Raw genomic sequence first — 22,066 nt, forward strand, 5'->3', positions numbered from 1 at the left:
AAAAAAAACAAAAAATAATAAAGTGTATGAATTAAATTTAGACTATAAAAAAAGAATGAATATAAATATAGATGAAGATTTAAAGCTAGAAGGCAATAAATTTGATATAAACTTTGATAAGGTAAATGGAGCAGAATATTATGAAATAACTCTTGCATTTATTGACAAGAATGCTGGAATACATGAATTTATAGAAAGTAAGGATAATAAGGTTTCAGTGCCGTTAATAAATGGAAGCTTAGGATCTTTTAAAACTTATATAGAGAGAACCTATTCTCATGACTTAAGAACTGATGAGGAAATTTTAAAAGGTAAAAAACCTAAGATGGGAGTAATAAAGGGAGCAGAGATATCTTTTGGGGGAAGATTTGAAAAAGATACTATTGATTATGTAGAGGTTAAAGCTATTAAAGTAGTAGAGGGAAGAAAAATTATTATTAATTCAAATAGAGTAAAAACTAGTATTGAAGGGAAAGATATGAAAACAAATGAGGGGATAAAGCTTTTAGACAATGGCAAAATGAAGGAAGGGGAAGAGTGGTTTTTAAATAAAATAAAAGAAGAAGGGTATAAGCCAGAATATATATATCCATTAGTAAGGCTTAGGACAAATCATTATCCATGGGAGTTTAATGATAATTTAAAAGAGTATTATACAGAGGAAAGATTTTTAAAAGCTAAGGAATCAGAAGAAATTTTACTAAAGGAATTATATAAAATAAACGAAAATAAAGATGAGATAAATTATTTGAAAAATGAATATGAAAGCTTTTATGAGAGATATGGAAATAGGGAGTAAACTTTATGGAAACAATGAGGGGGAGAGAAGTTTTAGGAGTTATAAAACGTGATAGAGAAAAAGCATTTGAAGACATAGTCCTAGAATTTAGTGATAGAATATATAATTTAGCAAAATTATATACAAGAAATAAAACTTTAAGTCAAGATATAACACAAGAAACATTAATAAAAATATATAGATATTTAGATAATTTTAAAGGGGAGAGTTCTATATATACATGGATATACAAAATTACAATAAACACTTGTAAAACAATGTGTATAAGAGAAAAAAAGTATTCAAATATAGAAAATGTAGAATTTATAAAAGAAGAGGGATATGAAGAAAAAGTTATAGAAAGTTTAGAAGAAGGACATTTATTAGAAGCATTAGAGAAGTTAAAAAAGGAATATAAAACTGTGTTATATCTATATTACTATGAGGATTTAAAAATAAAAGAAATAAGTGAAGTTTTAGAAAAAAGGGAAGGGACCATAAAAACTTGGCTTAAAAGAGGAAAAGATGCTTTAGAAAAGGAGCTTTTAAAAAATGAAAAATGATAGATTAGAAATAGAACTTAAAAATAGCTTCAAAAAGACTTTTAGTGAACAAAAGCTTGGAAAAGATTTTTATGATAAATTAGAAGAAAGATTAGAGAAAGAAAAAATAGAAGAAAAGAGCCTAAAAAGAAAAATAAAAGTTTTAATGGAGCAAGAAATAGAAATAGATATAAGAGGAATTATAGGAGTAGCAATTATAATTATAATGCTACCAACAATTTTCTCATTAAAAGAAATAACTAAAGAATATAAAGAAGAGATAAGAAGTTATATTGTATTGAATAAGAAATAGCTTTAAGATAGAGATTGTATTATAAGAGAAATGGCTATCATTTAGTTTATGATAGCCATTTTGAATTTACTAATTATTTTCTTGTAAATTTCTAAGTTTTCTTTTTAATTTAGCAACTATTTTAGGGCTTGTTCCTTTATTAGTTAATAAGTGAAGTCTAGCTTCTAATTGTAATTTTTTTTGATCCATTGACATATCTCTCACCTCAAAATTTATTTAAGTAAATACTTAACTTTTTACTTTACAATATTATATTAATGAAAGCCTTACGATATGACTAAAATATAAATGATATGGTATGATATAAAAGATAAAGTTAGGAGTGAATAGTATGAGTGAAAAACATGGAGCTAACCTTTTTGATTTAGAGGAGAGTTTAGGAATAAAGAAAGAAGAATTATTAGATTTTAGTTCTAATATAAATCCTTTTGGAGCATCAGATAAGGCTAAGAAAAAAGTTATAGAGAAAATAGATGAAGTATCAATATATCCAGATCCAGAATACATATCTTTAAGAGAGTCTATTTCATCTTATGCAAACTGTAATAAAGATAATATAGTTTTAGGTGGGGGAGCAACAGAACTTATAGTATCTTTTGTGGATACTATAAATCCTAAAAAGGCATTAATATTATATCCTTCATATTCAGAATATGAAAAAGATTTAAAGAGAATAGATTGTAAAATAGAAAAATATTTTACTAAAAAAGAGTATGATTTTAAAGTGGATTTAGAGAATTTTAAAAAAGAGATTAAAGAAAAAAATTATGATTTAGTTATAATTTGTAACCCAAATAATCCAACAGGCTTTTGTTTTAAGAGAAGTGAGATAGAAGAAATTATAAGTAGTAATGAGAATACATTTTTTATGGTAGATGAAACTTATATAGAGTTTACTAAAAAAGAAATATATAGTTCAGCTAGTCTTGTAGATGAATATAAAAATTTATATGTAATAAGAGGAACATCAAAATTTTTTAGTACACCAGGAATAAGATTAGGTTATGGGCTTATAGGAAATGAAGAGATTAAAGAAAAAATAAAAAAATCATTACCATTATGGAATATAAATATTCTAGCAACAATAATGGGAGAAGAGATGTTTAAAGATAAAGAATTTATAGAAAAAACTTTAGTTCATGTAAAGAGGGAGATAAATAATTTACAAGAGAGTTTAAAAGAGGTAGATTATATAAAGGTTTATGAAACAAAAGGAAATTTTATCCTTTGTGAAATAAAAAATGGAAAAGAATCAAGTCTCTTATATCAAAACTTAGCTAAAAAGGGAATGATAATTAGAGATTGTACTTCTTTTGAAGGCTTAGATAGGAACTTCTTTAGAGTTTGCATACTTAAAACAGAAGAAAATGAAAGATTAATAAATGCATTAAAAGAGGAAAAAAGTAAAATTGAAAATTAAGAGAAAAGCACAGTAAAATTTACTGTGCTTTTTAATTTGTAAATAAAATCTAAAAAAGTTTATATTTACAATATTGAAATAAAAGTGTATCTTAATGTATATACACTAAAAGGTAAGGAGGAGAGAATTTATGAGAGAGAAAACTAAGTTATTAACCTATGCATCACTTCTAATAGCATTATCTATTATTATTCCAATTCAATTTGGATTTTTGAAAATTTATATACCACCGTTTTCAGCAACACTTGCAGCACATGTACCAATGTTTATAAGTATGGTCATCTCACCTATTGTAGCAGTAGTTGTTGGAGTAGGTTCAACTATTGGATTTTTACTTGCAGGAATGTCTATGCCAGTTGTGTTTAGAGCAAGTACACATATAATAGTTGGATATATAGGAGCAAAATTAATAGAAAAAAATATGGGATATATAAAAATAACTTTATTTATAGGAATGTTACATGGAGTATTAGAAGCACTTGTAGTAATGCCTTTTGTAGGACTTGATTTATTTAATTTACTAGTAGTTACAGGAGTTGGAGGATTTCTTCATCACTTAGTAGACGGAGGGATTTCATACTGGATACTTAAGGTTATGAGCATTTCTAAATTAAAAATAAATTTTAAAGAAAATATGAATAATGAAGAGAAATATTAATCATAATAAAATAAAAGATTAAAAAACTTTTAACTTTAAAGAATAATTAAAAATAGACTTAGAATATATAGTATAGTTATTTTATTCAAGATTGTTCAAAATTAAACAAATGAGGAGTGAATAGGATTATGCATTGGTCTCAGGTAATAGTTATATTAGAGGCGATACTATTTGTACTAAATATTATATTTGCAGGAGTAGTTATTTTTGTAGATAGAAAAAATCCAACAACAACATTAGCATGGATTTTAGTATTTTTTATTTTACCTTATATAGGATTTATATTATATCTGTTAGTAGGACAAAACTTTAGTGGAAGAAAATTATTTAAAGAAAAGGAAAAAATAGATGAATACAAAACAAGATTTTTTGAAAAAGATAGGAAGAGCAATGTAGAAAAGGAAGTTGTTGGAAGCAAATATCTGGATCTTGTTAGAATGAATTATAATAATTGTTCATCAAGATATGTAATGAATAATGATGTTAAAGTTTTTGTTACAGGAAAAGAAAAGTTTGATTCATTATTAAATGATTTAAGAAATGCTAAGAACTATATTAATATGGATTATTATATTTTTAGAAAAGATAATATAGGAGCAGAAATTCTATCTATATTAGAAGAAAAATTAAAAGAAGGAGTTAAAGTAAGACTTTTAGTTGATGATTTTGGTTCTACATCATTAACTAGAGGTGGAAAGCTTGATGAATATTTAAAACTTGGTGGAGAGTTTGCATCATTTTTCCCAAGAATTCTTTCATATATAAATCCAAGAGCAAATTATAGAAATCATAGAAAAATAGTTGTTATAGATGGAGAGTTTGCATATATAGGGGGATATAATGTTGGAGATGAATATTTAGGAAGAGATCCTAAGATAGGAAACTGGAGGGATACTCATATAAGAATAAATGGAGATGCTGTAAATGACATCAATGAAAGATTTGTTTTAGATTGGTGTTATGCAGCTAAAAAAGAAGTTGAAGATTTAGACCAATTTATTTATAAGGGAGACTTAAAAAGAGGAAATGTATCAATGCAAATTGTTACAAGTGGACCGGATCATAAAGATGAATTTATAAAAAATGCCTATGTAAAAATGATAATGGCAGCTAAAAAAAGCATAAGAATGACAACACCTTATTTTATTCCAGATGATGTTATGCTTGAAAGTTTAAGACTTGCAGCATTATCAGGGATAGATGTTCAAATTATAATTCCAGGAAATCCAGATAGAAGATTTTTAAAATGGGTAGCAAATTCCTATGTTGAACCTTTAGTGGAAGCAGGAGCACGTATATTTTATTATAATAAAGGTTTTGTTCATGCAAAAGTTTTAGCTATTGATTCAGAAGTTGTGAGTATTGGAAGCGCAAATATGGATATAAGAAGTTTTAGATTAGACTTTGAAATAGTATCTGTTATGTATAATAAAGATATAGCAATAAAGTCAGAAGAAGATTTTGCAAATGATTTAAAAGATTCAAATGAACTTATAAAAGAAGAGTTTAGAAAAAGAGGAAAAGTTCAAAAAATATTAGAATCAATAAGCAGATTATTGTCACCATTGCTTTAAGAATAGTTAAGCTAGCATTTAGGATTTTCTTTCCTTTATGGTAGCTTATTTAATTTCTATAATTGAAAACTTAAGTAAAAAAAGATATTATTAAAGGTAGCGCTTTAATAAGTAAAAAGAGGTGGAAAAATGAAAAGCAAGGCTTTGATAGAAGAAAAAGAGATTTTAGAGAAGAAAAGAAAACTTATAAATGATGAACTTAAAAGAAAAGAAAGCTACGTAAACGGTGTTTCAGATAAATATATAACTCTTAGCAAAGAGACTAAGGGAAAGTATAATATGGAGAAGGATGCAACTTTAAAAGCATTAAACTTAGCAAAAAAAGATATTGCAGAATATGAAGAAGCATTTAATGTTCCATACTTTGGAAGAGTAGATTTTAGAGAACATAAGACCATTAAGGTTGAAGAAATATATATTGGGAAACATGGTATAAGTGATAGTGAGAGTGGAGATGAAATTGTTGTAGATTGGAGAGCACCAGTTGCAGACCTTTATTATAGTGGAACAGGTGGAGAGGCTAGTTATAAAGCACCAGCTGGAATTATTGATGGAGAGCTATCTTTAAAGAGAAAATTTTTGTTTAATGAAGAGTTTGAACTAGAGAGAGTTTTTGATGAAGGTCTAAATGAACTTATGATAAATGGGGAAGAGGGGCAAGGATTAGTAGATGAATTTCTTAAGATAAATCTTGAAGAAAGTAGAGGGAAGAAATTAAAGGAAGTTGTAGCTACAATCCAAAAAGAACAAAATGATATTATAAGATGGCCAAGAAATTTACCGATAATAGTACAGGGCTCAGCGGGTTCAGGAAAAACAACAATAGCATTACATAGACTTGCTTATCTTATTTATAGATATAAAGAAACTATGAGTGGAGAGGATATTTTAGTTTTAGCACCAAATAAATTATTTTTAGATTATATATCAGATATACTTCCAAATTTAGGAGCACATGAAGTTACTCAAAGTACTTTTGAGGATTTAGTTAAGAAAAAAGCTAAGCTTAAAAAGAAAATATATAATAAAGATGAAAAGTTAAAAAGTTTACTTGAAGCAACAGAAGAGGAAAGGAAACTTATAGTAAATTCATCTAAAATAAGAGGATCATTAACTTTTAAAACGATGATAGATAGATATATAACTTTAGTGGAGGGAAGAGCTTTTGATATAGAGGATATAAAGGTAGAGGGTCAAGTATTATTTTCAAGAAAAGAAATAATGAGACTTTATTTAAGAGATTTAAAATCATATCCTATAAATAAAAGGAAAGATGAAATAAAAAGATATTTAAATCTTAAAATAAAAGAAAAGACAGAGAGTTTAATTTTAAATTTTGATAATAGATGGGAACCAAAGATAAAGGAAATTAAAGAAACTATTGAAGATAAAGATGAAAGAAGGAAAGCTTTAGTAGAAAGCTATGATGAAAGAGATAAAATAAAAAATGGTATAAGAAAAAATGCTAAGACTATTTTAAATGAATATTTTAAAGAGTGGAGAGGGATAGATTCAAGCCAAATATATGAAAATTTCATGCTTGATGAAGAATTATTTAAGATAGCAACTGATGATAAAATACCAGAAGTTTTAGAAAACTTTATGAGACAAGAGTTTATAAAAAGAAAAGAAGAAGGATTAACTGATGAGGATGATTTAGCAGCACTTCTTTATATAAGAGTATTACTAGAAGGAATTGATGAAGAAGAAAAGTTTAAACATATAGTTGTAGATGAAGCTCAAGATTATAGTCCATTCCAAGTATACCTTGTTAATGAGCTTGCTAAAGGGAATTCACTAACTTTAGTTGGAGATATAGCACAGGGAATTTACTATTATAAAGGTCTTAAAGACTGGGAAGTAATAACTAAAGGTTTATTTAAAGGGAATGCAACCTATATAAGTTTAAGTCAAAGTTATCGTTCAACTGTAGAAATAATAGATTTTGCTAAAGGTGCATTAGAAGCTCAAGATTTAGGACTTAAAGATGCAAAGCCAGTTTTAAGACATGGTGAAAAACCAATGATAGTAGAGTGTGATGATGATAAGGCTGTTGGATGTGAAATTGATAAAATTGTTGAAAAAGTAAGACTCCAAGGAAAGAATATGATTGCAATTATTACAAAAGACTCTACGGAAGCAGAAAGTTTAGAAAAGATAATAAAGAAAAATAGTAAAAATAAATTTAAAAGAATAAAAGGAAAAGAAAAAGAATCTAATGAAGATTTAATTATAATACCATCATATTTAACTAAAGGGTTAGAGTTTGATTGTAGTGTAATTTATAATCCAAGTGAAGAGAGATATGGAAAAAATATATTAGATGAAAGACTTTTATATGTTTCATTAACAAGAGCACTTCATAGTGAGTATGTAATAAAAAGAGATAAGTTAACAGAACTTATTAAAATTTAGAAAATAATTTATAGCTAAGAGAATTTTAAGAAGACTTCTTAAATAAATTTTCTTAGCTATAATAAATTATAATTATAGAAAGGAATTTTTAAATTTAAATTGAATTTATAGAGAAGAGAAATTATAATATGAGATAGAAAACAAAGGAGAGTGAAATGATGGAAATTAAAGATATAATGTCATTTAGAGATGAAGAGGGTAATAAGGTAGACTTTGAAGTAGTAGCAAAAGTATTTTTAGAAGATAAAAATAAAGATTATTTACTATTAACTTCAGTAGAAGATAACACAGATGGAGAAATTCATATGTTTAGGATAGACGTAGTTGATGGAAATGAAGAATTAAATATTGTTGAAGATGACAATGAATTTCAAGCTGTAAAGAAAGAATATAAAAAACTTTTATATTAGGAGGGGGACTATAATGAATTTAGCAAATATAATAGAATTACTACAAGAAAATGGATTAACTGAAATTGAGGAAATAAAAGTAGACGATGAAAAATGCATTTTAGAATGTTTCTATGATTTTGATAGAGAAGAAATTGAAGGTGCTAAAGCCTACGCTAATGAGGAAAGTGATTTAGAAGAAGATAGTGATGAATGGAGAACTGATTATTACATTCCATATTTATTAGATATTGCTAAAGATAATGTAGAGAGCATTGTTGATGATATTGGTGATGATTTAGAACTTACAGGAAAATCACAAGAATTAGAAATTGATGCAAATACCTTAGATTATATAAAATTTAGAATAGCTTTTTGTATAGATGAATTTGAAGGTGACTTAGAAAGTTTATTAAACGATTACTTAAACTAATAGTCTAAGATTTTATAAAAATAAAAAGTTGAAATAAAAATAAAATGTGCTATAATAAAAGCATAACATTCCTGAGATGTTCGCCAAGCCTTTAATATTCAACCTACATTATATATTCGGGATTTGCAATAGATTTAAATATGTCAGGCTTCAAAGCGCAAGCTTCATTTATGCAGAAGAAGACAAAAGGTAGATTGAGTGAAACCCACCTGCGAGAGGCAGGTCTTGAATATATGGGCAAACGGCATGTTTGGGAATTAGTTTTTTTGAAGATAATACCTCATAGCGGGGTATTTTTTTTATATATAAGAGAAAAATAAAATATAATACGCTAATAACTTAACTTAGAAGTTATTAGCCTATTATAAAATATGTTTAAATTATAAGAACATTGAAAAAATTAATTTAAGCAATTAATTTATTTTTAACAGCAACAGGACGAGATAAATTACGAGTTCTATAACGCTTATAAAGACAACGTTGATATAATGAAACATCTTTATCTAAACTTACAGATAAATTTACCATAAATTTATTTGTAGGATTTATAAAAATAATTAATTTGTTTAAAAGTAATTTTTTAAAATTGATTTTTCTCTTTAATTGTCTAAATGTCATGTATCACCATCTCCTTTTGTGGGGAATAATAAAGTTTGTAGTCATATTATAACAAGAAATGGAATATAAAGGGAGAAAATCGTTCTTTATTATTTTACAAAATTTGTCAAAGTGCATATAGAAGTATGTTGAAAAATATAAAACGAGGAAACAAATGAGAGGTTTTTTGATAAGATGTGTCGAAAATAAACAAAAAATAAAAAAATATAAATTTATAGAAAGTACAATAATTTGATTATATAATTAAATATAGGTAAAATAAATTATATAGCATTGAAAGTGAGGAAAAGATTTATGGAAAACGTTAAAATTGAAGATATAAAAGATTTATCACTAGATGAAGTGACAGCAAAAATAAATGAGTTATATAAAAAGTCAAAAGAAGAAGGTTTAAGTGATAGTGAAAAAGAAATTCAGCAAGCTTTAAGAAAAAGATATGTAGATGCTGTTAAAGGTAATTTAAAATCACAATTAAGTGGATTAGAATATAAGAAAAAATAGAGGGGGATATATATGGCAGTAACTGTTAAAAAGCTAATAAAAGATGTTGATTTAGAAATTATAGTAGAAGGAGAAAAAGATGAAGTTATAACTGTAAGTGATATAAATAGACCAGGACTGCAGCTTTCAGGATTCTACAATTATTTTACACCAGAAAGAATACAAGTTATAGGAAAAGCAGAGTGGAGTTTTTTAGATGATATGCAAGTAGAACTTAGAAATAAACGTCTAAAAAAGTATTTTAGCTTTCCAGTAAAATGTATAATAATAACAAGGGAGTTAATTCCACATGATGAGTTCTTAAGATATGCAAGAGAGAAAAAAGTGTGGGTATTAAGAAGTAATCTTGTTACAACTAAATTTATAAGTAAGTTAACTGTTTATATGGCTGATAAACTTGCTCCAGAAACAAGACTTCATGGAGTACTTGTAGATGTTTATGGTATTGGAATATTAATAACAGGGGAGAGTGGAATTGGTAAAAGTGAAGTTGCATTAGAACTTATAAAAAGAGGACATAGATTAGTTACTGATGATGCAGTTGACATAAAAGAAATTGATGGAGATCTTATAGGATTTTCACCAAGAATTACGATAGGAATGCTTGAAGTTAGAGGTATTGGAATAATAGATGTATCATCTCTTTATGGATTGAGTTCAATTTTAGAAGAAAAAGATATAAAACTTGTAATGCATTTTGAGCATTGGAAAAATGATGGTGATTATGACAGACTTGGAACTAACTTTGAATATATGGATATATTAGGAGTTCCAGTTAGGAAATTAACAGTACCAATAAGACCAGGTAGAAATATAGCAGTAATAGTAGAAGCAGCAGCAGTTAATTTTAGATATGCTTTAATGTCTAAAGAAACACCAGTAGATATAATAGAAAGCAGAATGAATCAAATTAGTGATAATTAAGAGTAAGACTGCCTATAATATATAGATATATTTAAGGAGGAATTGAATATGGAAATGAAAAATGCTTGGGAAAAGTATGATGAACAAGGAGTAAAAGAAATATTTTCTTTTTGCGATGGATATAGAGACTTTATGTCAAAGTGTAAAACAGAGAGAGAATGTGTAAAAGAATCTATTGAAATGGCTGAAAAGAATGGTTTTGTAGATTTAATGGACATAATAAAATCAGGAAAAAGCTTAAAGGCTGGAGATAAAGTATATGCAAATAATATGGACAAAGCTTTAGCTCTTTTTGTGATAGGCGAAGAGGAATTAGAAAAAGGGTTAAAAATCTTAGGAGCTCACGTAGATTCTCCAAGACTTGATTTAAAACAAAATCCTTTATATGAAGATTCAGAATTAGCACTTTTAGAAACTCACTATTATGGTGGAATTAAAAAGTACCAATGGGTTACTTTACCACTTGCAATTCATGGTGTAGTAGCTAAAAGAGATGGAAGTACTGTTTCAGTTGTAATAGGAGAAGAGGAAAGTGATCCTGTTATAGGGATTTCTGACCTTTTAGCACATTTATCATCAGATCAACTTAGTAAAAAAGGTGCAACTGTTGTAGAAGGTGAAGATTTAAATGTTTTAGTTGGAAGTATGCCGCTTAAAGGTGAAGAAAAGAATGCTGTTAAAGCGAACATATTAAAATTATTAAAAGAAAAATATGATTTTGAAGAGGGCGACTTCTTATCAGCAGAACTTGAAGTAGTTCCAGCAGGCCCTGCAAGAGATTATGGATTAGATAGAAGTATGGTTATGGCTTATGGTCATGATGATAGAGTATGTTCATATGCTTCATTATTAGCTCTTTTAGAAGTTGAAAAAATAGATAGAACAGCAGTATGTCTTTTAGTAGATAAAGAAGAAGTTGGAAGTATTGGAGCAACAGGAATGCATTCAAAATTCTTTGAAAATATGGTTGCAGAAGTTATTGATAGAAAAGAAGGATTCTCAGAAATAAAAATGAGAAGATGTCTTGCAAATTCAAGAATGTTATCATCAGATGTAAGTGCTGCATTTGATCCTAATTATCCATCAGTTATGGAGAAGAAAAATAGTGCATTCTTTGGAAGAGGAATTGTATTTAATAAATATACTGGTTCAAGAGGAAAAGGTGGATGTAATGATGCAAATGCTGAATACATGGCAGCTCTTAGAGCTATGATGGAAAAGCATGATGTATCATATCAAACAGCAGAGCTTGGTAAAGTAGACCAAGGAGGCGGTGGAACAATCGCTTATATTTTAGCTCAATATGGAATGGAAGTTATAGATTGTGGAGTAGCACTTCAAAATATGCATGCACCATGGGAAATAGCATCTAAGGTTGATATATATGAAACTAAAAAAGGATATGTTGCCTTCTTAAAAGAAGCATAGAAATAAGAAAGAATTCATTTAGTTTTTCTAAATGAATTCTTTTTTTGTTTTATTATAAAGAGTTCACACATTTTTTTGTCGAATCATATATTAAAAGTAAAGAAAGGGAGGGATGGAAAATGGATTTATCAAGGTTTAAAAATTATGGATTATGGATATCGGTAGCTGCATTAGTACCTATGGTATTAAAAGGATTTAATATCAATGTATTACCAGAAAATTACAATGAAATAATTACAGCAGTTCTTGGGATACTTGTAATGGCAGGAATATTAAATAATCCAACAACAGAGAGTAAAGGATTCTTAGATGATAAAGAAATTAAAGCAATAGAATAATAAAAGAGGGCTAAAAATAGTCCTCTTATTTTAGTTATTAATATTTAATGTTTTTAATAAAGCATCTAAATTTTCAGAAGGTAAAGTCATTTCACCAATATCCCCATGACGAGTGTCACATATAAAGTTTCCATGACAATCTGAACCAGCAGTTATTAAAAGATTATGTTCTTTAGCAAACGCTTTTAAATTTCTTTCATCCTCTTTTGTATTTTGATAGTAAATAGCTTCAATTCCATCTAAGTTAAATGGTAAAAATTCCGTAAGGTTTGAGTTCTTTATTAAAACAGGATGAGCTAAAACTGCAATAGCATTATATTTATGAAGAATTTCGATACCCTCTTTAGTAGAGAGCTTATTAGTAGGTACGTAAGCTGGTTTATCCTTGCCTATAAAATTGTCAAAAATATAATCAAATGAATACTCATATCCAGAATCTATAATTTCATTTGCAATATGAGGTCTAGCAATTACATCTCTACCTTGTGATAAAACTTTATCAAGAGAAATATCAATATTGAAATGCTCTTTTAATCGTTGAACAATTTCTTTTGCTCTAATAATACGTCTATCTTTTATAGCATCTAAAATATCAGTAAATTCTTTCTTTTTATAAGAAGAATCTTTAAAAAATCCTAAAACATGAATACTTTCACCATTGAAATTAGTGGATAACTCTATTCCAGGTATAATTTTTAAAGAAGTTCCTTCTGAAGCTGTTAATGCTTCCTCAATTCCACAAACAGTATCGTGATCTGTGATAGCTAAATAGGAGACATTATTTTTTAAAGCTCTTTTAACTACATCACTTGGGGAAAGTATCCCATCAGAGGCTGTTGTATGAGCATGAAATTCTGATTTTAACATTTTAAAAACTCCTTTCTGTTAATAGCATGTTATAATTTAATGTATTAAAAGTATTTTATCATAAAAGTCTCCTTAATTTAAATTAAAATAGAGGAGATTTAAACTATTAACAAAATAGCTATGGAAAAATAAGGAGATGAAAAGGAGGAATATGGCATGATAGTAATGATTGATAATTATGATTCATTTGTATATAACTTAGTTAGATATTTTGAAGAACTTAATGAGGAGATTAAAGTTTTTAGAAGAGATAAAATAACAGTAGAGGAGTTATATAAATTAAATCCAGAGGGAATAGTTATTTCACCAGGACCTAAAGCACCAAAAGATTCAAAAGAAATAATAGATATTATACATAGTTTTAAGGGGAAGATTCCTATACTTGGAGTATGTTTAGGGCATCAATGTATTGGATATGCTTTTGGTGGAAAAATTATAAAAGGTGAAAAGCCTGTTCATGGGAAGATAAGTAGAATAACTACGAATAAAGAAGGGATATTTAAAAATACAAAAGATAAATTTAATGTAACAAGATATCATTCATTGATTGTAGAGAAAGAAAGTTTACCAAAGGAACTTCTTATAACAGCAGAATCAGAGGATGGAGTTATAATGGGTATTAAACATAAAGACTATGAAATATATGGTGTGCAATATCATCCAGAAGCAGTTTTAACTGAGGAAGGTCATACAGTTTTAAAAGAATTTATAAGAATTTGCAAGGGGTGATAGGAATGAAATTTAAAATAGAAAAAATAGAAACGAGTTTAAGTTCAATTGAAATTTTTGAAATGGTAAAGAGTAAAGATTCAATTTTTTTAGATAGTTCTAAAGAGGATGAAGGTTTATCAAAATATTCTTTTATTGGATTAAATAAAATAGATAGTTTTGAATGTATAGATACAAAAGTTTTTATAAATGGTGAAGAGATAGAAGGAGAAGCTTTTTCAGAATTAGAAAAAAGAGTAGAAAGTTTTAAAGTAAACTATCCATCAGAAATTCCTTTAATTGCAGGGTATGTAGGATATATTTCTTATGATACTGGAAGAATGCTTGAAGAAATAGAAGATAGAAGTATAGAAGACATAAAAATTCCGGATATGAGATTTTATTTATATGAGAATATAATTATATTTGATTTGATAAATAAGAATATATATGTGACAGCTTTATGTGATAATGAAGAAGAATGTATAGACAGTATAGAAAAATTAAAAGAAAAAATAAATAGAAAAATTGAAAATAGAAAAGAAGAAATTTTAAAAGAAGATATTGTATTTGAAAGTAATTTTACAGGAGAAAGTTACATAAATGCAGTAAAGGAAATGAGAAATTATATAGAAGAGGGTGATATTTATATAGCAAATATGACTCAAAGATATAAATGTAGAACAAATAAAGAAAGTTTCGATATGTATAAAAGGTTAAGAGAAATTAATGGAGCCCCTTTTTCTGTATTTGCAGATTATAGAGATTTTCAAATAATAAGTTCATCACCTGAAAGATTTATTCAAATAAAAGATAAAAGAATTCATACAAGACCTATAAAAGGTACAAGACCAAGAGGTAAAAATGAAAAAGAAGATGAGTTTTATAAAAATGAACTTATTAATAGTGAAAAAGATAAAAGTGAATTATTAATGATTGTTGATTTAGAAAGAAATGATTTAAGTAAAATTTGTAAAAGTGGAACTGTAAATGTAACTGAACTTTTTAAAATAGAGAAATATGAAACTGTATTTCATCTCGTATCAACTATTGAAGGAATAGTGAGAGATGAGATAAGTAGTATAAAAGCAATTAAGGAGTGTTTCCCAGGAGGTTCTATAACAGGAGCACCTAAAATAAGAGCCATGGAAGTTATAGAAGAGCTTGAAGGAGTAAAAAGAAATTTATATACAGGTTCTATAGGATATTTTGACTTAAGAGGAAATAGTGATTTTAATATTGTTATAAGAACAATACTTAAAAAAGATGGTATAGCTTATTTTGGAGTAGGAGGAGGGGTAACATATGAATCTTTAGAGGAAGATGAATATGAAGAGACTCTTCAAAAGGCAAAAGCTTTAATGGAGGTGTTAAGTTTTGAGAGAGATAATAATAAGTGATGAAAAGGCTTATTTAGATTCAGGATTATTTTTTGGAAGAGGACTATTTGAAACTATTTTAATAAGAAAAAAGCCAGAATTTTTAGATTTTCATATAAAAAGATTAAATGAAGGATTAAAAGTTATAGGACTTAAAGAAGTTGAAGAAAATATAAAAGAGATTATAGATGAAATGAATATAGAGAATAAAGTCTTAAAAATAGTAGTAACTGAAAAAAATATAATTTTTAAAACTAGAGAAATTCCATATAAAGAAGAAGACTATAAGAAAGGTTTTAAATTATGTGTAAGTAAGGTTTTTAGAAATTCAACATCTAACTTAAATAAAATAAAATCTCTTAATTATCTAGAAAATATTTTAGAAAGAGAAGAGGCTTTAAAAAATGGATATAATGATTGCCTTTTTATAAATGAAAAGGGAAATATTTGTGAAACTTCAACAGGAAATATATTTTTTGTGAAAGATAAAAAAATATATACACCAAGGGTAGAAGAAGGGCTTTTAAACGGAACTATAAGAGAATTTCTATTGAAGGAATTTAATGTTACCTTAAAAAATTTTAAGATAGAAGATTTAGAATTTATAGATGAAATTTTAGTGAGTAATAGTATAATAGGAATAATGAAAGTTAAATCAATAAATGGATATACATTTGAAAAAGAAGAAAGTTTTTTAGAAATTTCTAAAAGATATTTAGATAGAGTAAGAGAAATGGAGGAAAAAGATGAATAAAGAGCAAATAATTGAAGGCGTGAAGCTTATATTAAAAGGGATTGGAGAAGATCCAGAGCGTGAAGGTTTAATAGAAACTCCTGAAAGAGTATATAGAATGTATGAAGAAATATTTGCAGGAATAAATAAAGATGGAGAAGAATACTTTGAGAAAACTTTTAAAGTAGAAAATGATGATTTAGTAATAGAAAAAGATATAACATTCTATTCAATGTGTGAGCATCATATAGTACCTTTCTTTGGGAAAGCCCATATTGCCTATATCCCAAATGGACGAGTTGCAGGACTTTCAAAATTAGCAAGATGTGTAGAAATACATTCTAAGAAGCCACAACTTCAAGAAAAAATGACAGCAGAGATTGCAGATGATATTATGAAGTATTTAGATGCAAAAGGGGTTATAGTTATGGTTGAGGGAGAACATACATGTATGACAATGCGTGGAGTAAAAAAACCAGGAACAAAAACTATAACAACAACATATAGAGGAATATTGAGGGAAGATAAAGATTTAAGGTTTGAAACGTTAGGATTATTAAATAGGTAAATTATGAAAAAAGTAAATGAGATATTTGAAAATGAGAAATATAGAAAGTACTTAAAGGAACTAGAAATATTAGAGAAGGATAGAGTTTTTTGTAAGCATGATTTAGAGCACTTTTTAAATTTTTCAAGAATAGCATATATAAGAGTTCTTGAAGAAAAAATAAATGTTTCAAAAGAAGTAATTTATGGAGTAGGTCTTCTTCATGATATAGGACGAGTTCTAGAGTATAAAGAGGGAATAGATCATAATATAGGAAGCATAATGTTAAGCAAAGAAATTCTAGAAGAAACTACATATACAGAAGAAGAAAAGAACCTGATTTATAAATGTATAGACTCACATAGAAAAGAAAATGATGATGATTTACTTTTTAAGATAATATATGAAAGTGATAAACTTTCAAGAGAATGCTATAAATGTATGGCAGAGAAAGAGTGTTATTGGAAAAAGGAAAAAAAGAATATGAACCTAAAATATTAAATTAAAAGGAGAGTTTAAAGATGAAAATAGGAAATAAAGAGTTTTGTTTAAATGAGAGAACATATATAATGGGAATACTAAATGTAACTCCAGATTCTTTTTCAGATGGTGGTAAATTTAATAGTTTAGAAAAGGCAAAGATAAGAGTTCAGGAAATGATTGAAGAAGGTGCTGATATTATTGATGTTGGTGGAGAATCTACAAGACCAGGTTATACAGAAGTATCAGTTAAGGATGAAATTAATAGAGTAGTACCTATAATTAAAATGATAAAAGAAAATTTTGAGATACCGGTATCTATAGATACTTATAAAAGTGAAGTTGCTATAGAAGCTATTAAAGCAGGTGCAGATATAATTAATGATATCTGGGGATTTAAAAAAGATAAAAACATGGCAAAAGTATGTGCAGAAACTAATACAGTATGTGTTCTTATGCATAATAGAGAAGATATTCCGTACACTAATTTAATGAGGGATATAAAAGAAGATTTAATAGAAAGTATAAATCTAGCTTTAGAAGCAGGAGTAAAGAGAGAAAATATAATTTTAGATCCTGGTATTGGTTTTGCTAAAACTTTAGAGCAAAATTTAGAGACAATGAATAATGTAGATAAAATAAAAGAACTTGGTTTTCCTGTATTACTTGGAACATCAAGAAAATCAATGATAGGATTAACACTTGATTTACCAAAGGATGAAAGAGTAGAAGGAACACTTGTAACTACTGTTCTTGGAATATCTAAAGGCTGCAGATTTATAAGAGTTCACGATATAAAAGAAAATAAGAGAGCATGTATTATGACAGATGCAATTTTAGGAAAATAGGAGAAAAGATGGATAAAGTATATTTAAAAGATGTAGAGATTTTTAGTAATCATGGAGTATTTAAAGAAGAGAAAGTTCTAGGGCAAAAATTTATATTTGATATAGAATTAGGGCTAGATATGGCAAAAGCTGCAAAAGAAAATGATTTAGAAGCATCAGTACATTATGGTGAACTATGCCATGGTATAGAGAAGATATGTGTAGATGAATGTTTTGACTTAATAGAAACTTTAGCAGAGAAGGTTAGTGAATATATTTTATATAAATATAGAATAGTAGAAACTGTTCGTGTAAAGGTGAAAAAACCATGGGCACCCATAGGAAGACATTTAAAATATGCAGCAGTAGAAGTAAATAGAAAATGGAGTACTGCTTATTTATCTATAGGAAGTAATATTGGAGAAAAAGAAGAAAATTTAAATAAGGCAATAGAGCTTATAGATAATATTGAAGGAGTAGAAGTAAGTAATAAGGCAAAATTTCTTAAAACTGAGCCTTGGGGTGGAGTAGAACAAGAAGAATTTTTAAATAGTGCATTGGAACTAAGAACTATTTTAAGTTATAAAGAGCTTATGAGAAATCTTTTAGATATAGAGCTTAAAATGAAAAGAAAAAGAGGAATAAAGTGGGGGCCTAGAATAATTGATATAGATATTATTTTTTTTGATGATTTAGTAACGAATGATGATTTTTGTATTATTCCTCATCCAAGAATGGAAGAAAGGGAGTTTGTTTTAGAGCCTTTAAATGAGATTTGTCCAAATAAAATACATCCACTATTAAATAAGAGAGTATTTAGATTGCTAGATGAAATAAAGAATAAATAAGAAAGAGAGAGCTTACATTGGCTCTCTCTTTTCAGCTATGAAATTACAAAAGTTATAAAGATTATACTTTTTAGGTACTGAAGACATATTTATAAAATCACTAGCTACATAACCATCATAAGGTGAAATATATAAATAGTTTTCATTTATAATAGTTAGATAGTACGAATTAGAATCAAATTTTAAAATGATTTCAAAAATTTTTTTGTTAGTATTTTTATCAATAGGTGAAACAAAAGATTCAGTAGTTAGAGACGTAAAAAAACTAGAAATAATTTCATTATATTCATTAGAAACATCATAAGTTTTATAAAAATTTGCATCAAAAACTTCTATGGTAAAAGATTCTTTATCATTTAACTTTTCTAAAATCTCTTCAAAATAATAATTTTTATCTTTATTATCTGTAAAATTCAAATATCTTGATGATGTAGAGCTACATCCAGTTAGAAGAAGAATAGTTATGAAAAATAAAGAAAGAAAAACTTTTTTCAAAAAAAACACCCCCTATAATTTAATAAATATTCTATTTTTATACAAAGTAGAACCTTTTTTTAGATTTTTGAATATAGTATAGTAAGCAAAGCCCTGGAGGGATTACTTTTGAAAATAGGATTAGATAGTAATATAAAAAGGTTTTCAGGAAATGTTGTAGATTCTTTAAAAGAGAGATTTTTCATTATTGATATGTTTGTGGAGAAAAAAAGAAATGAAGGATATGAAATTCACAGACGAGCTCTTGAGGCGAATTCATCAAAATTAGATTTGTTTATAGGAGTATATTTAGAGGAAGGAATAGGAAATGGGACAGTAATTTATTATGATAAAACTATTTTAAGTAGTTTTTTAGCAAGTTATATTTATGATAACCTTAGAGAAATTTATAAAGAAAAAAATCTGTATCTAAGAGAAGGAGGAAATAAATTTTATCTTTTAAAAGAAATACAGGCACCAGCAATATTAATTTTAGGAAAAAAAGATGATCAGGAAATAAAACTAGAGGCTGCAATGAAAGAAATAATAAAAGAAATATTTAAAATGGAGAAAAAGATTAGATAAATGGAATATGTTTAAAGAGGCTGTCTAAAAAATGAAAAGGCAGCCTAAAATAGATTTTATTTAGGAGGGAGAAGATGAAGATAATAGCAACGATAGGACCAAGCTGTATGGAAAAGAGTGTTATAAAGGAGCTTATAGAAAAAGGAGTAAATATTTTTAGATTTAATTTTTCACATGGAAGATTTGAAGAGTTTGAAACTTTAAGAAAAATTATAAAAGATATTGATGGAGAAGTACATATAATGGGAGATTTATCAGGAGGGAAAATAAGAATTTCTGAAAAACTACCATATATATATAAAGTATATAATGGAGAGAAAATTATTATATGTGGTGAAGATAAATATAAGACTCCAATGTACAAAGGAAAAGATAAAATAATTCCATTAAATTTAAGTTCAGTTGTAATAAAGAATAAAGATATAAAAAATATTTCAATGAAAGATAATACAATGCAATTTAAAATAATTGAATATAAAGATGATGAAATAAGAGCATTAGTAACTAGAGGAGGAATAATAAGAGGAGGAAAAGGTTGTAATATTTTAGGCATAGAAAGAGAAAAAGGAATAATAAGAGAAAGAGATAAAGAATGCATAAAATGGTGTGTGGAAAATAAAATAGATATAATATGTCAATCATTTGTTGAAAGTGTAGAAGATATAAGTATAGTAAAAGAATATATAGAAAAGATAGATGAAAATTATAAACCATTTATTTGGTCTAAAATAGAAACACCATTAGGTATTGAAAAAGGAAAAGAAATTATAGAAGTATCAGATGGAATAGTTATAGGTAGGGGAGATTTAGTACCAGAAAGCAATATTGTAAATGCTCCAATTTATCAAGATAGGTTATTAAAAGATTTAGAAAAGTTAAGTGGTGAAAAGGAAATTATTGTAGGAACCCATATATTAAATAGTATGAAAAATGGAAAGAGAGCAGATTTTTCAGAGGTGGATTCTATATATAATCTTATTCATAAGAAAGTAACTGGTTTTTTATTGTCAGGAGAAACTTCAATAGGAAAAGCACCAGTTAAAACAGTAAAATTTTTAAAGGGACTTATAAATGCATACACTAATAAATAATATTTGAATGAATATTATTATAATAAAAAAAACCTTGTATAAAATATACAAGGTTTTTTGGTGCCACCAGTGGGAATCGAACCCACATGGTTTCCCGCATGATTTTGAGTCATGTGCGTCTGCCAGTTCCGCCATGGTGGCAAAATTTATAAGGAACATATTGATTATATCAAAGAAAGAGAAGAATTTCAAATAATAAAACAAAAAAAGGGATAAAAAACAAAATATACTGAAAATTTTTAAAATAAGGTTGTTTGATTTCTATTCATTTGTTAAAATAAAGATAGGATAAAATTACCCGGTGGGGCAATTTTTGACCTAGCTAGAAATATAGGTTTAAAATTTAAGTCTATTAATCTAATAATAGGGAGGAGAAAAAGAATATGATGTATTCAACAGAAGTTCAAGAAATGTGTGTAATCGCTAAGGGTCCTAATCATGGTCCAGCACCAATTCCTGTAGAAGGAAAATGGGTTTTAGCAAAAGAAGTAAAAGATATATCAGGATTAACTCACGGAGTGGGCTGGTGTGCACCTCAACAAGGGGCTTGTAAGCTTACTTTAAACGTTAAAGATGGTATAATAGAAGAGGCATTAGTAGAAACAATAGGATGTTCAGGTATGACTCACTCTGCAGCAATGGCTTCAGAAATATTACCAGGAAAAACTATATTAGAAGCATTGAACACAGATTTAGTTTGTGATGCTATAAACACTGCAATGAGAGAATTATTCTTACAAATAGTATATGGAAGATCTCAAACTGCATTCTCTGAGGGAGGATTACCAATCGGAGCTGGTCTTGAAGATTTAGGAAAAGGATTAAGATCACAAGTTGGTACTATGTACGGAACTCTTGCTAAAGGTCCAAGATACCTTGAAATGGCTGAAGGTTACGTAACTAAAATTGCTTTAGACGAAGATAATGAAATCATTGGATATAAGTTTGTACACTTAGGAAAAATGATGGAATTCGTAGCTAAAGGAATGAGCGCTAACGAAGCTATGGAAAAAGCAGCAGGACAATACGGAAGAGTTGCTGAAGCTGCTAGATTAGTAGATCCAAGACACGAATAATTTAAATTGAGATTGTAAGGAGGAATTTAATCATGGCATTATTTGAAAGTTATGAAAGAAGAATAGACCAAATCGTTCCTGTTCTTAAGAAATATGGGATGGACAAAATAGAAGATGCTA

At 27.4% G+C, this 22,066-nt stretch carries 27 protein-coding genes, 1 tRNA gene and 1 other RNA gene; 24 read left to right on the forward strand and 5 right to left on the reverse strand.

Features of this window, described 5'->3' with window-relative positions:
• The 3 genes from ACRDDY_RS02770 to ACRDDY_RS02780 all read left to right on the forward strand — a co-directional run.
• On the forward strand, nt 1–799 hold a 799-nt coding region (locus tag ACRDDY_RS02770), incomplete at its 5' end, for a hypothetical protein (RefSeq protein ID WP_438563441.1).
• A 5-nt stretch (nt 800–804) separates the two neighbouring features.
• The gene (locus ACRDDY_RS02775; protein ID WP_438563442.1) at nt 805–1,341 is read left to right on the forward strand and encodes an RNA polymerase sigma factor; all 537 of its coding nucleotides are present in this window, start codon (nt 805–807) and stop codon (nt 1,339–1,341) included.
• Nucleotides 1,331–1,633: a hypothetical protein gene (locus ACRDDY_RS02780; protein WP_438563443.1), complete on the forward strand. Its 303-nt coding sequence runs from the start codon at nt 1,331–1,333 to the stop codon at nt 1,631–1,633. Before ACRDDY_RS02775 ends, ACRDDY_RS02780 begins: the two co-directional genes overlap by 11 nt.
• 69 nt (nt 1,634–1,702) lie before the next feature.
• On the opposite strand, the gene ACRDDY_RS02785 is transcribed toward ACRDDY_RS02780, so the two are convergent.
• Entirely contained in the window at nt 1,703–1,828 is a 126-nt protein-coding gene (locus ACRDDY_RS02785; protein ID WP_438563444.1) for a hypothetical protein, read from the reverse strand.
• 136 nt (nt 1,829–1,964) lie between these two features.
• Here ACRDDY_RS02785 and ACRDDY_RS02790 point away from each other — a divergent pair, with 136 nt between their 5' ends.
• The 7 genes from ACRDDY_RS02790 to ssrS all read left to right on the forward strand — a co-directional run bounded on the left by ACRDDY_RS02790 (nt 1,965) and on the right by ssrS (nt 8,783).
• A complete protein-coding gene (locus tag ACRDDY_RS02790; protein WP_438563445.1) occupies nt 1,965–3,053 on the forward strand; it encodes a pyridoxal phosphate-dependent aminotransferase in 1,089 nt (362 codons plus the stop codon).
• A gap of 130 nt (nt 3,054–3,183) precedes the next feature.
• A complete protein-coding gene (locus ACRDDY_RS02795) occupies nt 3,184–3,711 on the forward strand; it encodes an ECF transporter S component (RefSeq protein ID WP_438563446.1) in 528 nt (175 codons plus the stop codon).
• 128 nt (nt 3,712–3,839) lie between these two features.
• A complete protein-coding gene (cls, locus tag ACRDDY_RS02800; RefSeq protein ID WP_438563447.1) occupies nt 3,840–5,285 on the forward strand; it encodes a cardiolipin synthase in 1,446 nt (481 codons plus the stop codon).
• Between the two features lie 129 nt (nt 5,286–5,414).
• A complete protein-coding gene (helD, locus tag ACRDDY_RS02805; protein ID WP_438563448.1) occupies nt 5,415–7,700 on the forward strand; it encodes an RNA polymerase recycling motor HelD in 2,286 nt (761 codons plus the stop codon).
• 158 nt (nt 7,701–7,858) lie between these two features.
• Nucleotides 7,859–8,110 carry a DUF1292 domain-containing protein gene (locus tag ACRDDY_RS02810; RefSeq protein ID WP_438563449.1) on the forward strand — a complete coding sequence of 84 codons (252 nt, stop codon included), beginning with the start codon at nt 7,859–7,861 and terminating at the stop codon, nt 8,108–8,110.
• A gap of 13 nt (nt 8,111–8,123) precedes the next feature.
• The gene (locus ACRDDY_RS02815) at nt 8,124–8,522 is read left to right on the forward strand and encodes a hypothetical protein (protein WP_438563450.1); all 399 of its coding nucleotides are present in this window, start codon (nt 8,124–8,126) and stop codon (nt 8,520–8,522) included.
• Nucleotides 8,523–8,587: 65 nt separating this feature from the next.
• Nucleotides 8,588–8,783, forward strand: a non-coding RNA gene (gene ssrS, locus ACRDDY_RS02820) — 6S RNA.
• 144 nt (nt 8,784–8,927) lie between these two features.
• On the opposite strand, the gene ACRDDY_RS02825 is transcribed toward ssrS, so the two are convergent.
• Complete coding sequence (locus ACRDDY_RS02825; RefSeq protein ID WP_438563451.1) at nt 8,928–9,140, reverse strand: hypothetical protein; 213 nt, start codon at nt 9,138–9,140, stop codon at nt 8,928–8,930.
• A 294-nt stretch (nt 9,141–9,434) separates the two neighbouring features.
• Here ACRDDY_RS02825 and ACRDDY_RS02830 point away from each other — a divergent pair, with 294 nt between their 5' ends.
• The 4 genes from ACRDDY_RS02830 to ACRDDY_RS02845 all read left to right on the forward strand — a co-directional run bounded on the left by ACRDDY_RS02830 (nt 9,435) and on the right by ACRDDY_RS02845 (nt 12,331).
• Nucleotides 9,435–9,641, forward strand: coding sequence for a DUF896 domain-containing protein (locus ACRDDY_RS02830; RefSeq protein WP_438563452.1), 207 nt, complete (start codon nt 9,435–9,437; stop codon nt 9,639–9,641).
• A gap of 12 nt (nt 9,642–9,653) precedes the next feature.
• Entirely contained in the window at nt 9,654–10,565 is a 912-nt protein-coding gene (gene hprK, locus ACRDDY_RS02835; RefSeq protein WP_438563453.1) for an HPr(Ser) kinase/phosphatase, read from the forward strand.
• Nucleotides 10,566–10,613: 48 nt separating this feature from the next.
• Nucleotides 10,614–11,993 (forward strand): aminopeptidase, encoded by a 1,380-nt coding sequence (locus ACRDDY_RS02840; protein ID WP_438563454.1) that lies wholly within the window; start codon nt 10,614–10,616, stop codon nt 11,991–11,993.
• A 119-nt stretch (nt 11,994–12,112) separates the two neighbouring features.
• On the forward strand, nt 12,113–12,331 hold the full coding sequence (locus ACRDDY_RS02845; RefSeq protein WP_438563455.1) for a holin: 219 nt from the start codon (nt 12,113–12,115) through the stop codon (nt 12,329–12,331).
• A 30-nt stretch (nt 12,332–12,361) separates the two neighbouring features.
• Here ACRDDY_RS02845 and ACRDDY_RS02850 read toward each other — a convergent pair whose 3' ends face one another.
• On the reverse strand, nt 12,362–13,198 hold the full coding sequence (locus ACRDDY_RS02850) for a PHP domain-containing protein (protein ID WP_438563456.1): 837 nt from the start codon (nt 13,196–13,198) through the stop codon (nt 12,362–12,364).
• A gap of 156 nt (nt 13,199–13,354) precedes the next feature.
• Between ACRDDY_RS02850 and ACRDDY_RS02855 the strand changes: the two genes are divergently transcribed.
• From ACRDDY_RS02855 to folK, 7 genes are read left to right on the forward strand one after another with little or no spacing between them, the layout of a single operon-like run.
• Complete coding sequence (locus ACRDDY_RS02855) at nt 13,355–13,927, forward strand: anthranilate synthase component II (RefSeq protein WP_438563457.1); 573 nt, start codon at nt 13,355–13,357, stop codon at nt 13,925–13,927.
• Between the two features lie 5 nt (nt 13,928–13,932).
• A complete protein-coding gene (gene pabB, locus ACRDDY_RS02860) occupies nt 13,933–15,306 on the forward strand; it encodes an aminodeoxychorismate synthase component I (protein WP_438563458.1) in 1,374 nt (457 codons plus the stop codon).
• The gene (locus tag ACRDDY_RS02865) at nt 15,284–16,039 is read left to right on the forward strand and encodes an aminotransferase class IV (RefSeq protein WP_438563459.1); all 756 of its coding nucleotides are present in this window, start codon (nt 15,284–15,286) and stop codon (nt 16,037–16,039) included. The genes pabB and ACRDDY_RS02865 overlap by 23 nt, the downstream gene beginning before the upstream one ends.
• Complete coding sequence (folE, locus tag ACRDDY_RS02870; protein ID WP_438563460.1) at nt 16,032–16,586, forward strand: GTP cyclohydrolase I FolE; 555 nt, start codon at nt 16,032–16,034, stop codon at nt 16,584–16,586. Before ACRDDY_RS02865 ends, folE begins: the two co-directional genes overlap by 8 nt.
• A gap of 3 nt (nt 16,587–16,589) precedes the next feature.
• Complete coding sequence (locus ACRDDY_RS02875; protein ID WP_438563461.1) at nt 16,590–17,066, forward strand: HD domain-containing protein; 477 nt, start codon at nt 16,590–16,592, stop codon at nt 17,064–17,066.
• Nucleotides 17,067–17,086: 20 nt separating this feature from the next.
• Nucleotides 17,087–17,893, forward strand: coding sequence for a dihydropteroate synthase (gene folP, locus ACRDDY_RS02880; RefSeq protein WP_438563462.1), 807 nt, complete (start codon nt 17,087–17,089; stop codon nt 17,891–17,893).
• 8 nt (nt 17,894–17,901) lie between these two features.
• Nucleotides 17,902–18,720 (forward strand): 2-amino-4-hydroxy-6-hydroxymethyldihydropteridine diphosphokinase, encoded by an 819-nt coding sequence (gene folK, locus ACRDDY_RS02885; protein WP_438563463.1) that lies wholly within the window; start codon nt 17,902–17,904, stop codon nt 18,718–18,720.
• Between the two features lie 12 nt (nt 18,721–18,732).
• Here folK and ACRDDY_RS02890 read toward each other — a convergent pair whose 3' ends face one another.
• The gene (locus ACRDDY_RS02890; RefSeq protein ID WP_438563464.1) at nt 18,733–19,215 is read right to left on the reverse strand and encodes a DUF4883 family protein; all 483 of its coding nucleotides are present in this window, start codon (nt 19,213–19,215) and stop codon (nt 18,733–18,735) included.
• A 108-nt stretch (nt 19,216–19,323) separates the two neighbouring features.
• On the opposite strand from ACRDDY_RS02890, the gene ACRDDY_RS02895 reads away from it, so the two are divergent.
• Together ACRDDY_RS02895 and ACRDDY_RS02900 are read left to right on the forward strand one after the other, a co-directional pair.
• Complete coding sequence (locus tag ACRDDY_RS02895) at nt 19,324–19,779, forward strand: hypothetical protein (protein WP_438563465.1); 456 nt, start codon at nt 19,324–19,326, stop codon at nt 19,777–19,779.
• A gap of 74 nt (nt 19,780–19,853) precedes the next feature.
• Complete coding sequence (locus ACRDDY_RS02900) at nt 19,854–20,870, forward strand: pyruvate kinase (RefSeq protein ID WP_438563466.1); 1,017 nt, start codon at nt 19,854–19,856, stop codon at nt 20,868–20,870.
• Between the two features lie 58 nt (nt 20,871–20,928).
• Here the strand turns inward: ACRDDY_RS02900 and ACRDDY_RS02905 are convergent.
• Nucleotides 20,929–21,011 (reverse strand) — tRNA-Leu (locus tag ACRDDY_RS02905).
• Between the two features lie 242 nt (nt 21,012–21,253).
• Here ACRDDY_RS02905 and ACRDDY_RS02910 point away from each other — a divergent pair.
• A complete protein-coding gene (locus ACRDDY_RS02910; RefSeq protein WP_438563467.1) occupies nt 21,254–21,946 on the forward strand; it encodes an iron-sulfur cluster assembly scaffold protein in 693 nt (230 codons plus the stop codon).
• Nucleotides 21,947–22,066 lie beyond the last annotated feature (120 nt).

Origin of the sequence: Clostridium sp., from assembly GCF_051656525.1 — a bacterium.
Lineage (GTDB): Bacteria > Bacillota > Clostridia > Clostridiales > Clostridiaceae > Clostridium.